Origin of the sequence: Actinoplanes sp. CA-030573 (assembly GCF_050951115.1) — a bacterium.
In the GTDB taxonomy this organism is placed as follows: Bacteria; Actinomycetota; Actinomycetes; order Mycobacteriales; family Micromonosporaceae; genus Actinoplanes.
This window is the reverse complement of record NZ_CP192038.1, coordinates 6,793,978-6,806,181: the sequence shown is the minus strand read 5'-3', so window position 1 is coordinate 6,806,181 and position 12,204 is coordinate 6,793,978. Positions and strand designations below refer to the sequence as shown.

Sequence of the window (12,204 nt, the reverse complement as noted above, 5' to 3'; positions counted from 1 at the left end):
GCGGGCCATGCCGAGACAGACGGTCATCGCCGATCCGGCGTTCGCTCGACGGCTGAAGGAACTTCGCGAGGAGCGCGGCCTGTCGCTACGCCGACTCGGTCGGCAGGTCCACTGTTCGCACGGCTATCTCTGGGACTTGGAGTCCGGAATCAAACGGCCCAGCGTCTCTGTCGCGGTGCTGCTGGACGGCGCGCTGGGCGCGGACGGCCAGCTGTCGGCCCTGGTCCACGAGACGTCGGCCGACGTTGGGCATCGGCCGGACGATACCGGAGCGGAAGCTTCGACCGGGTTGAGTTACGCGTCGAATTGGCAACGCGGCGTCGATGCCGCGGTCCGCCTGTGGCGATCCGACATACGGCGACAGGACGGCCTCCGGAACGCGGGATTCAGCGCACCGGCGTTCCTTCCGCCCGCCATGCGGTGGTTGGTCTCGTCGTTCGACGAGCGGCCGGCCGGACGCGGTGAGCGTCTGGTGGGCCGGCCGGATGTGGAGACCGTGCGCCAGATGACCGCGACCTACCGGGCCTTGGACAACCGGTTCGGAGGCGGACACGTTCGCGAGAGTCTGATCCGATTCCTGAACCAGGACGTCGCGGAAGTGATCAGCGGCAGTTACGACGTGACAACCGGCCGCCACCTGCTCTCGGCGGTCGCGGAAGCCACACGACTGGCCGGCTGGACCTCGTACGACGCGGGAATGCACGGCCTCGCGCAGCGGTACCTCATACAAGCTCTGCGGCTCGCGGCCGGAGCGGGTGATCGGGCGCTCGGAGCCGAGATTCTCGCCGCAATGAGCCATCAGGCCGCCTATCAGCAAGCGCCGGTCGAAGCGGTCGATCTTGCGCTGGCCGCGTCCCGAGCGGCCGGCGACGCGGGGGTAGCCGCGATCCAGGCCGAATCGGCCGTGCTGGAGGCTCACGGGCACGCCATCGGCGGGGACGAGCGCGCTTCGGCGAGAGCGCTGAGCAGGGCAGAAGTGATCTTTGACAAGGCGGACCGGGCCGGCGAACCGCAGTGGATCGGCTACTTCGATGAGTCGTACCTCGCCGCAAAGTTCGGTCATTGCTTCACCGCGCTCGGCCGGGGTGACATCGCGCTGCGCTTCGCTGCCCGGTCGCTCGAGATGGACGGCCGCCAGTTCGCCCGCGGCCGTCAGTTCAACCTCGTGCTCCTGGCGGTGGCCCATATCCAGACCGGGAACCCGGAGGAAGCCGCGCGACTCGGCATCGACGCGATAGACGCGACCGAAGGGCTGCGTTCGGCGCGGGCCCGGGACTATCTCGTCGAGCTGGCGAACCGCCTGTCCAAGCACGTAGGTCTCCCGGCCGTTCGAGACTTCACGGAGCGGGCAGCTCTCCCGAGGCCTTGAGAAGCAGCACGGCGAGGAGACCCGAGACAGAGCCGGCACCGACGATACGTCCGTCCTCGATGTATCGCCGGACGTCCGCGAGGGGAATCCAGCTGATCCGCTCGGCCTCGTTGACGTCCGGCGCCGTACCGGTGAAGTCGGCTCCGCGCGCGAGGTAGACGATGTTGTCCTGGTCGATCGTGCCGACCATCGGCTGGAAACCAAGGAGCCGACGCATGCCTCGGGGACGCCATCCGGTCTCCTCCTCCACCTCGCGGGCCGCGCAATCGGCGGGGTCCTCGTCCGGGTCGAGATAGCCGCCCGGCAGCTCCCAGACCCACCGCCGAAGGATGAACCGATGCCGCCACATCATGAGCACGCGCTCCTCGTCGTCCAGGACGATCACCATCGCGGCGCCGGGGACGCGGAGCACGTACTGCTCAAACCGCACGCCGTCGGGCAGCTCCACGTCGGCGATGCTCAAGACGGCACGTCGCGTGTCGTCCACGACGCGTTCCCCATGGATGGTCCACTCGCTGGCGCGTCTGGGCTCGGTGGTCATGGGCGCACGATAGCCGGAGGCAAGGAGCCTCACGGGGAACGCGTCGGCTGACGATGGCGTACGCCCCGCGTCTTCATCCGTGGCGATGCAGCGACGACGCTGGTGATCGGACGCCACACGCGTATTCCAGTGAGTCAGGTCGAGATGAGGCAGCACCCCGATCGGGAGCATGCGCCATGAGGACTGTCGTCCGGACGTCGCCCGTGAGCCCGGCCCGTGCGATCACCGCGCGGGCCGAGCACATCGCGCATCGGCCGACGTGGGACTGTTTGTGCTGCGCCAAGCCGTGGCCTTGCGGTACCGCGCGGGAGAGTCTTCGCAGCGAGATGGGACGGGTTCACCTCATCGTCTACATGTGGGCGAATCTGGAGGAGGCGGCCCGCGACTTACCCACCGGGCCGGCGGCGGAGTTGTTCGAGCGCTTCATCCGCTGGACGCACTGAACGGCGTCGGAGTGCTACGAGCCGTCCGCCGCGGTGTTGTCCGCCGGGCCGTACGGCGACGCCTGGCTCTCCGGCACCGGGGAGTCCCCGGTCTTGTCCTTGCCGCCGTGCGGTGGGTCGGTCGGCCGCGCGTCCTCGGTGCGCTGCTTGGTGGTCGGCGACTCGCCGCTCCGGCGCATCTCCGGCTGCTGGACGTTGGTCATGGCTGGTCCCCTCGCATAGGTCAGATACGCGGGGAGTGCCCGCCGGTTCGCGAGATATGTCAGTAATTTTCCGACCCACGCCGCCGCCGGTCGGGCGGCCGCGAGCGGATGCACGAGCCGCGGTCCGGCAACCATGACAATTCCCCTCCATCGCCGATGAAGGTCGCATTCCCCCGGAAAGGGCGCACTAACGGACACCGCCCATCAGGCGCGGCACCGGCTTGCGGATCAGCCACAGCACCGCGCCCAGCGCGATCGCGATCAGGCCGAGGATGCCGAAGTACTCGACCGTCGTAGTAGCGCGCCAGCGTGCCCGACATGGCCGTCCCGAGCGCCACCGACAGGAGGAACAGGGCGACCATCCGGGTCGGGAACGCGGCCGGCGCGAGCTTCGTCGACGGTGACAGGCCTGGCGGCGACCAGCGGCGGCGACGGCCGGGGAGGGGGTTGGCGACCCGACGGGCGGCGGCCGGCAGCGCTGCCGAAGAGCACCCGCTCGGGGCCGAGCACGCGGTCGGCGAGCCAGGCGCCGACCACCGTGGCGAGGTAGACGGAGTACCCCGGCCCCGGCTGCTGCGTCAGCCGGGAACGGTGCGTGCGACGGCCGCCGGGTTCTCCGGCGCCGGGGTGACGCCGCGCCAGCGCTGGCTCGCCCGGTAGGCGAGGGCCCGGCTGCCGTGCACGAGGCCGGCCGGGTGCAGGCCGGGCAGCGAGTTGCGCACGGCGTCGAAGGCCAGGGCGGCGTCGGCGCCGGGTGACAGCAGGCGCCCGAGCGTCACGCGTCCGATCGGGACCTCCCGCTCACCCTGCCGCATGCCGAGCAGGAACCGGTCGCCCGGAGTGACCTCGCCGAGGCTGCGGCCGATCGCCGGCCCGTCGGGGTCGGGGCGGGCGAGAAGGTAAATCTTGGACCCGGAGCCGAGCCGGTACGCGGTGATGGTCCCGTACGTGGCGGCGAAGGTGCGCCGCGGCATCGGCAGGTGGCGGGTGAGCCGGCCGCGGCCGGCCGTGGACAGCAGCAGGTCCAGGTCGCGCCCGGGCAGGTGGGCGCGCACCGCCAGGCCGCGCACGTCGAGCCGGCCGCCGCGCGTTCCGGCCCCTTTGGACACGCGCACGGTCGCCGGGTGGCGAGCGGGCCCGCCGGGCAGGAGATCGCCGAAGATCTCGACGGTGCCGGCGAAGGAGCGGCCGGCCGGGTGCAGCGAGCGGCGGTGGCGTGAGCGGGCGACGCGGACGGCCAGGCCGGCCGCCACGCCGGTGGCCGCGGCGGCGGCGATGCGAGCAGGCCTCATGGATGAGGTGTGCCCGCCGCGGGGGTGGTCCAATCGGCGACATTGCGCAGCAGCAGAGCCTCGGCCAGGCAGGTGCGCGCGAACTCGCCCAGGTGCAAGCTCTCGTTCGGCCCGTGCGCCCGGCAGTACGGGTCCTCGATGCCGGTGACCAGCAGCGCCGCGGCGGGGAAGCGGCGCGCGAAGGTGGCGACGAACGGGATGGAGCCGCCGATGCCGATCTCCACCGGCTCGGTCCCGTCCCAGGCGGTGGTCAGCGCGGCGCGCATCGCGTCGTAGGCCGGCCCGGTGGCGTCGATCCGGCACGGCTCGCCGAAACCCTCGGGGGTGACGGTGACGCGGGATCCCCACGGTGCGTGCTTCTCCAGGTGGGTGCGCAGGTTGCGGTACGCCGAGAGCGCGTCGTCGCCCGGCGCCAGCCGTACGCTGATCTTCGCCGTCGCCCGCGGGACCAGCGCGTTCGGCGCCGCGCCGGCCGGTGGCGCACCGATGCCGAGCACCGTGATCGCGGGCTGGGTCCACAGCCGGTCGGAGATCCCGCCGTCGCCGATCAGCGTGACGCCGCCGAGCAGGCCGGCCTCGCGCCGGAACCGCTCCTCGGTCCAGTCCACGGTGGTGCCGCCGGCGCCGGCCAGCCCCTCGACGGCGACCGACCCGTCGTCGTGGTGCAGGCTCGCGATCAGCCGCATGAGCGCGGTCAGCGCGTCCGGGACCGGCCCGCCGAAGACGCCGCTGTGCACCGCGCCGCGCAGGGTCGCGACCTCGGCGAGGCAGCTCATCGTGCCGCGCAGCGAGGTGGTCAGCGCCGGCCGGCCGATGTCCCAGTTGTCGGAGTCGGCGATCACGATGACGTCGGCCCGCACCAGCTCGGCGTGCTCGGCCAGCAGCCGGTCCAGCGACGCCGACCCGTACTCCTCCTCGCCCTCGACGAACACCACGACGCCGACCGGCAGCCGGTCGCCGACCGCGCGCAGGGCCGCGACGTGCGCCATCACCCCGGCCTTGTCGTCCGCGGCGCCCCGGCCGTAGAGCCGGCCGCCCCGCTCGACCGGCTCGAACGGATCGCCGTCCCACAGCGCGGGGTCGCCGGCCGGCTGCACGTCATGGTGGGCGTAGAGCAGCACGGTGGGCGAGCCGGGCGGTCCGGGCCGGCGGCCGATGACGGCCGGCTGGCCGCCCGCGCGGACGATGCGCGTCTCCAGCCCGCAGCCGCTCAGCAGCTCCCGGACAAGCGCGGCCGACCGCTCGACGTGCGACGGGTCGAAGCCGTCGAAGGCGATGCCCGGGATGCGGATCAGCCGTTCCAGGTCGGCGCGCACGCCCGGCAGTTCCCGGGCGACGGCGGCGCGCACCGCGGCATCGGTGATGGTCACGCTCGGCGGTTACCCGCGGCGGCGGGTTTGATGCCGTTCGAGCAGGGCCTCCAGGTGCTCGGCCGGCATCGGGCGGCCGAGCGGGGCGCCCTGGCCGAGGCGGCACCCGGCGGCGCGTACCGTCTCCAGGTCCTCCTCCGACCCGAGGCCGTGGGCGATGACCTCGAGCCCGAGCCGCCGGCCGAGGGCGACGGTGACCTCCACAACGGCGTCGTCCGGGCGGCCGGACAGGTCGATCTTCAGCTGGTCGATCGGCAGGATGCGCAGCCGGCTGAGCGAGGTCGGGCCGGCGCCGAAGTTGTCGACCGCGGTGCGGATGCCGTCGGCGCGCAGACGGCCGAGGGTGGCCGCCAGGTCGGCCGGGGGCTGCCCGTCGCGTACGTCCAGAAGGTCCTGCTCGGAGATCTCCAGGACCAGGGACGACGGCGGCAGCTGGTAGAGCTCGACCGCGGTCTGCAGGATCGCCTGGAAGCCGGCGTCGGCCAGCGCCCGGGGACGGACGTTGAGCGCCAGCCAGAGCGTGTCGTTGCGCCGCCGCCAGCTCGGCAGCAGGCGGCAGGACTGGTGCAGCGCCCAGTGCGCGACGTGGCCGAGCAGACCGAGCTCCTCGGCCAGGGGGAGCAGCTCGGCCGCCGGCACCGGGCCCAGCACCGGGTGCCGCCACGCCGGCAGCGCCTCGACCCCGACCGGCCGCCGGCTCTCGAGCTCGACGATCGGCTGGTAGCTCAGCTCCAGCTCACCCCGGTCGACGGCGCCCGGCAGATCCTGCTCGAGGGTGGAGCGGCGCAGGAGACGGGCCTCCATCTGCTCGTCGTACCACTCCACGGCGCCGGGCGGCCCCGAGCGCACCGACCGCACGGCCAGCATCGCCCGGCGGATCACCTCGTCGATGTCGGTCTCGGGCATCAGGTCGGCGAGCCCGGCCCAGCCGGACAGGTGCGCCACCGTGCCGGCCGCCTCGTACGGTGCCGTCAGCGTGGTCAGCAGCCGGCTCGCCAGCAGATGGGCCCGCACCGCGCCGCTGCGGGTGAGCACCGCCAGCCGGGTCTCGCCGACCCGGGCCGGCACGTCCGCCTCCGGCACCGCGGTCCGCAGCCGCCGGGCCGCCTCGGCCAGCACCACCTCGGCCACCTCCGCGCCGTGCACGTCGCCGACCGCGGTCAGCCCGCCCAGCTCGATCACGATCATGGCGCCGGCGCCCGGGGTGAGCTCGCCGGCCCGGCACAGGCCCGGCCGGTTGGCCAGCCCGGTCTGCCGGTCGACGTGGGTGGCCTGGCGCAGCGCCCGTTCGAGGTCGCGCTCGTTGCCGGCGTCGCGCACGTGCACGACCAGGGTCCGCCCGGGCTCGGCCGGGTCGCCGCCGCTGGTCGTCCACTCCGTCTCGCGCCAGTGGCCGAAGCCGTCGCGCAGCCGTACCGGCAGCCCGGCCGCGCCCGGCGGCGGGACGTCGGCCAGCCGGTCGGTCAGGTACGCGTGCACGGCGTCGGCCTGGCCGGGGTGGACCAGCGCGGTCACGGCCCGGCCCAGCACGTCCTGATCGGAGAGGCCGAACTGGCGGGCGGCGGCCGGCGACTGCCAGCGCACGGCGAGGTCGGCGTCCAGGATCATCGCCACGTCGGCCGAGCCGAAGACCAGGCTGCGCAGCCGGTTGCCCTGGTCGGTGAGGTGGTCGGCGTGCCGGCGCAGGACGATCGCCGACACCCACTCGCGGGCCGCCACCGCCAGGATCGCGGTGACGGCGAGGACGATCGACGCCGTACCCATCCGCCCGCCGTTGATCAGGTGGTAGAGAGCGACCAGCGCCGAGCCCAGCATCGGCAGTGTGAGCAGCGGGAACCCGGCCGACGGCTCGCTGCCGGCGGGCGGGATCGGCCCCGCGTCGGGCCGGATCCGGACCGCACCGTGCCACAGCAGGACCGCGGCCGCGTCGATCGCGACCGCGGCCGCGACCGCGCCGATCGCGGCGTTCGGCACCCACGGGAAGTCGTTGGCGATCACCATCGCGGTCAGCCCGATCAGCGCCAGCGCCGCGCCCGGCGCGCACCACTGCAGGGCGGCCCGGTGCCGCACGGCGTGCACACCGGCGACCGCGATGGTCGCCGCCGCGCCGCCGCCGAAGACCAGCGCCGTGATCGCGCCGCCGCGCCGCAGGTCGTCGTCGAACAGCAGCAGCCAGGGCGGGAAGATCAGGCAGGCGGTCACGCCGAGCGCGTCCAGGCCGAACCGCAACCGGCCGAGCACGTCCCGGCGCTGGTGCGGGCGCAGCACCGCGGGCAGGAAGAACAGGGCCACGAAGAACAGGCTGACCAGCGGGATCTCGGCCGGCAGCGGCACGCCGTCGACCTTGGCCCCGGGCGCGGCCAGCACCGCGACGCCGCTCGCCGCGGCGGCCAGGGCGGTGATCATCAGCCCGCCGGCCAGGGCCAGGGCCCGGAAGCGCGGCCCGGCCGGGCGGGCCCGGGCCATCGCCACGGCGACCACGCCCGAGCAGGCGGCGATCAGGCCGGCCGCGGCCGCGGCCGGGAGCAGGGCAAGCGCGGCGACCAGCGCGGCCGTGGCGGCGGCCGCGATCGCCATCCGGCGGACTGCCATTCGGTGTCATCCAGGTACGGCGGAGGGGTGGGGGCACTTCGTTAACGAGCCAGCCGTGCCGGAGGTTACGTGGGCGGCAACTCGATCCTTCTTCCGGTGGCCGCGGCCAGCCGGACGGCCTCGACGACCTCGGCCTGCTCGATGGCGTCGGCCCGGCCGAACGGCGGCTCGGCGCCGGTGGCGATCGCGTGCGAGGCGGCCTCGATCTCGATCCGGTACGCGTCGTTCTCGTCCGGGTCGGGCGGGGCGGCCGACAGCCGCTCGACCGTCCCGTCCCGCTCGACCTCGACGATGCCGTACCGGCACAGCCACGGATCGCGGACCGTGATCTTCCCGCCGGTGCCGATCAGCTCGAGCTCGTCGCGGCGCGGGAAGTCGAGCGCCACGTCGAACTGCGCGAGCACGTCGCCGGGCAGCGCCAGCGTGGCGGCCAGCCGCAGGTCGACCGCTCCGGCGCCGGGCACGTCGGCCCCGCGGGCGCCGCGCGGGCCGGGCCGGCCGGCGCCGGGCACGTCCGCCCCGCGGGCGCCGCGCGGGCCGGCCCGGCCGGCGCCGGGCAGGTCCAACCCGCGGGCGCCGGGTGCGGTGTCGGCCACCTGCTCGGCCGCGACCCGCAGCGGCCGCCCGCCGAAGAGCCGGATCGCGCTGACGCAGTAGCAGCCGAGGTCGAGCGCGGCGCCCCCGCCCATCGCGGCCGTGCGGCGGATGTCGCCGGGCGGCACGTCGACCGTGAGCGCGGCCCGGATCAGGGCGAGCTCGCCGATCGCGCCGTCGGCCAGCAGCGACCGGGCGAGCCGGGTCTGCGGGTGGTGACGCCACATCAGGCCCTCGATGCAGAGCCGGCCGGCCGCGTCGGCCGCGTCGAAGCAGGCTGCCGCGTCGGCGGCGGTGGGCGCGAGCGGCTTCTCGCAGAGCACGTGCTTGCCCGCGCGCAGCGCCCGGATCGTCCACTCGGCGTGCAGCGCGACCGGCAGCGGGATGTAGACGGCGTCGATGCCGTCGTCGGCGAGCAGCTCCTCGTACGACCCGTAGCTCTCCGGGATGCCGAGCTCGGCGGCGTACCCGGCGGCCTTCTCGGCGTCGCGCCCGGCGACCGCGACGAACTCGGCCCGGGCCGAGTCCTGGACGGCGTCGGCCACCACCCGGCCGATCGAGGCGGTCGAGAGCATCCCCCAGCGGACCGTCATGCCGGCTGCGCCGCCCTTCGGTCAGGCGGCCAGGAGCATGGCCGGGCCGGAGCGGTGCGTCGCCGGCTGGGACCGGGCGACCTCGAGCCGGGCGCCGCCGAGCCGGATGACCGGCGCGCGGTGGCCGGTGAGCTCGAGCCGGACCTCGGCCAGCAGGTCGGCCAGCTCGAAGTGCAGCGAGTCGCAGACCGCGGCCAGGATCTCGGAGCTGGGCTCCTTGCGCCCGCGCTCGACCTCGGACAGATAGGGCACCGAGACGCACGCGTCCCGTGCCACCTCGGCGAGCGTGCGGCGCTGCTCCTGCCGACGGCGGCGCAACACCTCCCCGACCACCGTGCGAAGCAGCGGCCGGGGGCGCGAACGGTCGGCCCCGGGGAACTCCATGAGGTCACCGTACCGACGCGGCGCCCGCGGCAATACCCGGCGGGTTACGCCGGGAGCGTAGAGCCGGCTACCGGCGGTGCAGGAGGCAGAACTCGTTGCCCTCGGGATCGGCGAGCACGGTGAAGCCCTCGTCGCCGGTCTGGCCCACGTCGACGCGCCGGGCGCCGAGCGCCAGCAGCCGCGCCGTCTCGGCCTCGACGTCCCCGCCGTCCGCCACGAGATCCGGGTGGTCGCGGTTCTTGCCGGCCTTCTCGGCGCCGGTCGGCTGGAGCCAGACGCTCAGCCCGCCGTCCGGCGGGTAGAGGTGGACACCGCCGCCATCATCGTCGTCGGGTTCGATGCGATATCCGAGCACCGCCGACCAGAAGGCGGCGAGTCGCGGCACGTCGTGCACGTCCAGGGTCCATTGCGCGAACCGGCTCGTCATGACCCTCCGGGTACCCAAGGTCACCGCCACCACACCTCGATCTTGACCGGGCGTCATCGCCATCACCGCCTCCAGAAGTGGGATCGATACCATCCGCCGTGTCGACCGGATCACCGACGTGCTGATGACCCACCACCACCGCGACCAGGCCCAGGGCCTGGCCCGCGCCGCCGCCGCGGGCGCCCGGATCCACGTGCCGGCGGCCGAGCGCGACCTGTTCGGCGACGTCGGCGAGATGTGGCGGGGCCGTGCCCTCCACAACGACTACAACCTGCGGCAGGACCGGTTCTCGCTGCTCGAGCCGGTGCCGGTGCACGACGTCGTGCCCGAGTACCGCACCCGCACCTACGCCGGGACGGCGGTCGAGGTGCTGCCCACGCCCGGGCACACCACCGGCTCCACCAGCTACGTGATCGAGCGTGACGGGCGGCGGCTGGCCTTCACCGGCGACCTGATCTACGCGCCCGGCAAGGTGTGGTCGCTGGCCGCCACCCAGTGGTCGTACGTCGACAACGAGGGCCCGGCGATGACCGTGCTGAGCGCGCTGCAGCTTGCCGGGTGCGGCCTCGATCTGCTGCTGCCGTCGCACGGCGAGCCGATGGACGAGCCCGAGCCGGCCCTGCGTCTGCTGGCCGCCCGAGCACGTGGCCGGCGTCCTCGAGGCGCCGATGGCCGAGGACGTGCCGTGCACCTGGTACGACCCGATCCCGGTCGACCGGCGGCTGCCGCTGGGCCGGAGCTTCGGCTGGCACGAGTACGAGATCATGGTGCACGACCTGCCCGGGCACACCCGCTACCAGGCGGCGTACGAGTTCGTCGTGGACGGTGTGCGGGTGCTGGCCACCGGCGACCAGCAGGTCGGCACGGGGGTGACCGACGGCGCCACCATTTCGCGCTGGTCGCCCGCGAGGCCGAGGAGCAGGAGCGGCTGCACCGCGAGCTGCTGCCGCTGGACGACCTGGCGATCGGCCCGGACGGCGTGGTCGCCCGGGTGACGCCCTATTATTCGCGGGCGGAACCGCGGACGGTCGTACGCCTCGGGCTGCGGGTGCGCAATCCGTTCGACGCCGTGCGCAAGGCCGTGGTCCGCACCGTGCTGCCGGTAGGGTGGGTGGCCGTCCCGGACGAGGCGGCGATCTCCCTGCCGCCGCTCGGCCAGGAGTTGATGGAGATCGAGGTGACCACCGGCGGGCCGTGCCGCCGGGCCCGGCTGGCCGTCGACGTCACGGTCGGGGAGCTGCGCCTGGGCCAGCACGCCGAGGCGGTCATCGACGTACGGGAATCGGCTTAGCAGAGCGGAGAGCGCGAGTTGACCGCAGCTGGGGTGCCGGCGCGCCGCGCCACCATCCGGGAGGTCGCCGAGGCGGCCGGGGTCTCCCGGTCGACCGCGTCCCGGGCGCTGACCGGCCACGGCTATGTCGCGCCGGACGCCCGCGACCGGGTCCGCGCGGCCGCCCGCGCCCTCGGCTACGTGCCCGACGCCACCGCCCGGCACCTGCGCCGGCAGGCCAGCCCGTCGATCGGCGTGCTCCTGTCCGACCTGCGCAACCCGTTCTACGCCGGGCTCGCCGCCGGGATCGGCCAGCAGGCCCGCCGCCGGCAGTACACGATGATGCTGGCCGACGACGGCGGCTCGCCCGCGCTCGAGGCCGAGATCGCCGAGACGTTCGTGGCGCTGCGGGTCGCCGGTGTCATCGTCACCCCGGTCTCGGCGCAGGTCGGCGCCTATCTGACCGGCCAGCGGATCCCGGTCATCGAGGTCGACCGGCAGTTCTCGGCCGGCGAGTGCGACGCCGTGCTGGTCGACAACGGCAGCGCCGCCGAGCGGGTCACCGCCCGGCTGCTCGCCCTCGGCCACCGGCGGATCGCGCTGGCCACCGACGAGATGCACTGGACCACCGGCCGCGACCGGCTGGCCGGCTTCCGGGCCGCATACGCCGCCGCCGGCGTGCGGCTCGACGAGTCGCTGATAGTGACCGCCGGCTGGGACGTCGGCGCCGCCCGCGTCGAGATCCACAAGCTGCTCGGCCGGCCGTCGCCGCCGACGGCCGTGTTCGCCGCCAACAACGTGCTGGCCGAGGCGGTCTGGCGGGTCGCGGCCGAGCTCGAGTTGTCCATCCCGGACCGGCTCAGCCTGGTCTCGTTCGACGACGTCCCGTGGATGAGCATGGTGACGCCCGGGGTGACCGCGGTCGCGCAGGACACGGTCGCGCTCGGCGAGGCCGCCGTATCCCAGTTGTGCGAGCGGATCCTCGCCCCGTCGGCGCCCGCCCGCACGGTCCTGCTCTCCGCTGCGGTCGTCTCGCGCGGATCGACCGCCCCGCCCTTCCGGTTGTCTTGACGCTTTCCCGGCACTTCTCCTAGCGTCGATCTGGGAACGATCCCATGCGGGCCCC

General features: G+C 74.2%; 10 protein-coding genes and 1 pseudogene. 3 read left to right on the top strand and 8 right to left on the bottom strand.

The features are described from left to right. The first annotated feature begins 7 nt into the window (after positions 1–7). Positions 8–1,369 (top strand): helix-turn-helix domain-containing protein, encoded by a 1,362-nt coding sequence (locus tag ACQP2F_RS31375; RefSeq protein WP_433293741.1) that lies wholly within the window; start codon positions 8–10, stop codon positions 1,367–1,369. On the opposite strand, the gene ACQP2F_RS31370 is transcribed toward ACQP2F_RS31375, so the two are convergent. The 8 genes and pseudogenes from ACQP2F_RS31370 to ACQP2F_RS31335 all read right to left on the bottom strand — a co-directional run bounded on the left by ACQP2F_RS31370 (position 1,338) and on the right by ACQP2F_RS31335 (position 9,808). Beyond that, positions 1,338–1,910: an NUDIX hydrolase gene (locus ACQP2F_RS31370; RefSeq protein ID WP_433293739.1), complete on the bottom strand. Its 573-nt coding sequence runs from the start codon at positions 1,908–1,910 to the stop codon at positions 1,338–1,340. The genes ACQP2F_RS31375 and ACQP2F_RS31370 overlap by 32 nt on opposite strands. A gap of 457 nt (positions 1,911–2,367) precedes the next feature. After that, positions 2,368–2,556: a hypothetical protein gene (locus tag ACQP2F_RS31365; RefSeq protein WP_433293737.1), complete on the bottom strand. Its 189-nt coding sequence runs from the start codon at positions 2,554–2,556 to the stop codon at positions 2,368–2,370. Between the two features lie 578 nt (positions 2,557–3,134). After that, positions 3,135–3,848 carry a hypothetical protein gene (locus tag ACQP2F_RS31360; protein ID WP_433293734.1) on the bottom strand — a complete coding sequence of 238 codons (714 nt, stop codon included), beginning with the start codon at positions 3,846–3,848 and terminating at the stop codon, positions 3,135–3,137. Further along, on the bottom strand, positions 3,845–5,218 hold the full coding sequence (locus ACQP2F_RS31355) for a dipeptidase (protein ID WP_433293732.1): 1,374 nt from the start codon (positions 5,216–5,218) through the stop codon (positions 3,845–3,847). Before ACQP2F_RS31355 ends, ACQP2F_RS31360 begins: the two co-directional genes overlap by 4 nt. 9 nt (positions 5,219–5,227) lie before the next feature. Then, a complete protein-coding gene (locus ACQP2F_RS31350) occupies positions 5,228–7,810 on the bottom strand; it encodes a putative bifunctional diguanylate cyclase/phosphodiesterase (protein WP_433293730.1) in 2,583 nt (860 codons plus the stop codon). A gap of 65 nt (positions 7,811–7,875) precedes the next feature. Further along, on the bottom strand, positions 7,876–8,997 hold the full coding sequence (locus ACQP2F_RS31345; RefSeq protein ID WP_433293728.1) for a Gfo/Idh/MocA family protein: 1,122 nt from the start codon (positions 8,995–8,997) through the stop codon (positions 7,876–7,878). A 129-nt stretch (positions 8,998–9,126) separates the two neighbouring features. Further along, positions 9,127–9,381 (bottom strand): annotated as a pseudogene (locus ACQP2F_RS31340) (helix-turn-helix domain-containing protein); the annotation flags it as partial. A 67-nt stretch (positions 9,382–9,448) separates the two neighbouring features. After that, positions 9,449–9,808 carry a VOC family protein gene (locus ACQP2F_RS31335; RefSeq protein ID WP_433293726.1) on the bottom strand — a complete coding sequence of 120 codons (360 nt, stop codon included), beginning with the start codon at positions 9,806–9,808 and terminating at the stop codon, positions 9,449–9,451. A gap of 124 nt (positions 9,809–9,932) precedes the next feature. On the opposite strand from ACQP2F_RS31335, the gene ACQP2F_RS31330 reads away from it, so the two are divergent. After that, complete coding sequence (locus ACQP2F_RS31330) at positions 9,933–11,099, top strand: MBL fold metallo-hydrolase (protein ID WP_433293724.1); 1,167 nt, start codon at positions 9,933–9,935, stop codon at positions 11,097–11,099. A gap of 18 nt (positions 11,100–11,117) precedes the next feature. Further along, complete coding sequence (locus tag ACQP2F_RS31325) at positions 11,118–12,149, top strand: LacI family DNA-binding transcriptional regulator (RefSeq protein ID WP_433293722.1); 1,032 nt, start codon at positions 11,118–11,120, stop codon at positions 12,147–12,149. Positions 12,150–12,204 lie beyond the last annotated feature (55 nt).

What these genes read in the sequence shown, in the direction of transcription:
- ACQP2F_RS31330 (WP_433293724.1), top strand. Translation starts at nt 9,933, where the DNA reads ATGACCCACCACCACCGCGACCAGGCCCAGGGCCTGGCCCGCGCCGCC.
- ACQP2F_RS31360 (WP_433293734.1), bottom strand. Translation starts at nt 3,848, where the DNA reads ATGAGGCCTGCTCGCATCGCCGCCGCCGCGGCCACCGGCGTGGCGGCC.
- ACQP2F_RS31345 (WP_433293728.1), bottom strand. Translation starts at nt 8,997, where the DNA reads ATGACGGTCCGCTGGGGGATGCTCTCGACCGCCTCGATCGGCCGGGTG.
- ACQP2F_RS31335 (WP_433293726.1), bottom strand. Translation starts at nt 9,808, where the DNA reads ATGACGAGCCGGTTCGCGCAATGGACCCTGGACGTGCACGACGTGCCG.
- ACQP2F_RS31370 (WP_433293739.1), bottom strand. Translation starts at nt 1,910, where the DNA reads ATGACCACCGAGCCCAGACGCGCCAGCGAGTGGACCATCCATGGGGAA.
- ACQP2F_RS31365 (WP_433293737.1), bottom strand. Translation starts at nt 2,556, where the DNA reads ATGACCAACGTCCAGCAGCCGGAGATGCGCCGGAGCGGCGAGTCGCCG.
- ACQP2F_RS31375 (WP_433293741.1), top strand. Translation starts at nt 8, where the DNA reads ATGCCGAGACAGACGGTCATCGCCGATCCGGCGTTCGCTCGACGGCTG.
- ACQP2F_RS31350 (WP_433293730.1), bottom strand. Translation starts at nt 7,810, where the DNA reads ATGGCAGTCCGCCGGATGGCGATCGCGGCCGCCGCCACGGCCGCGCTG.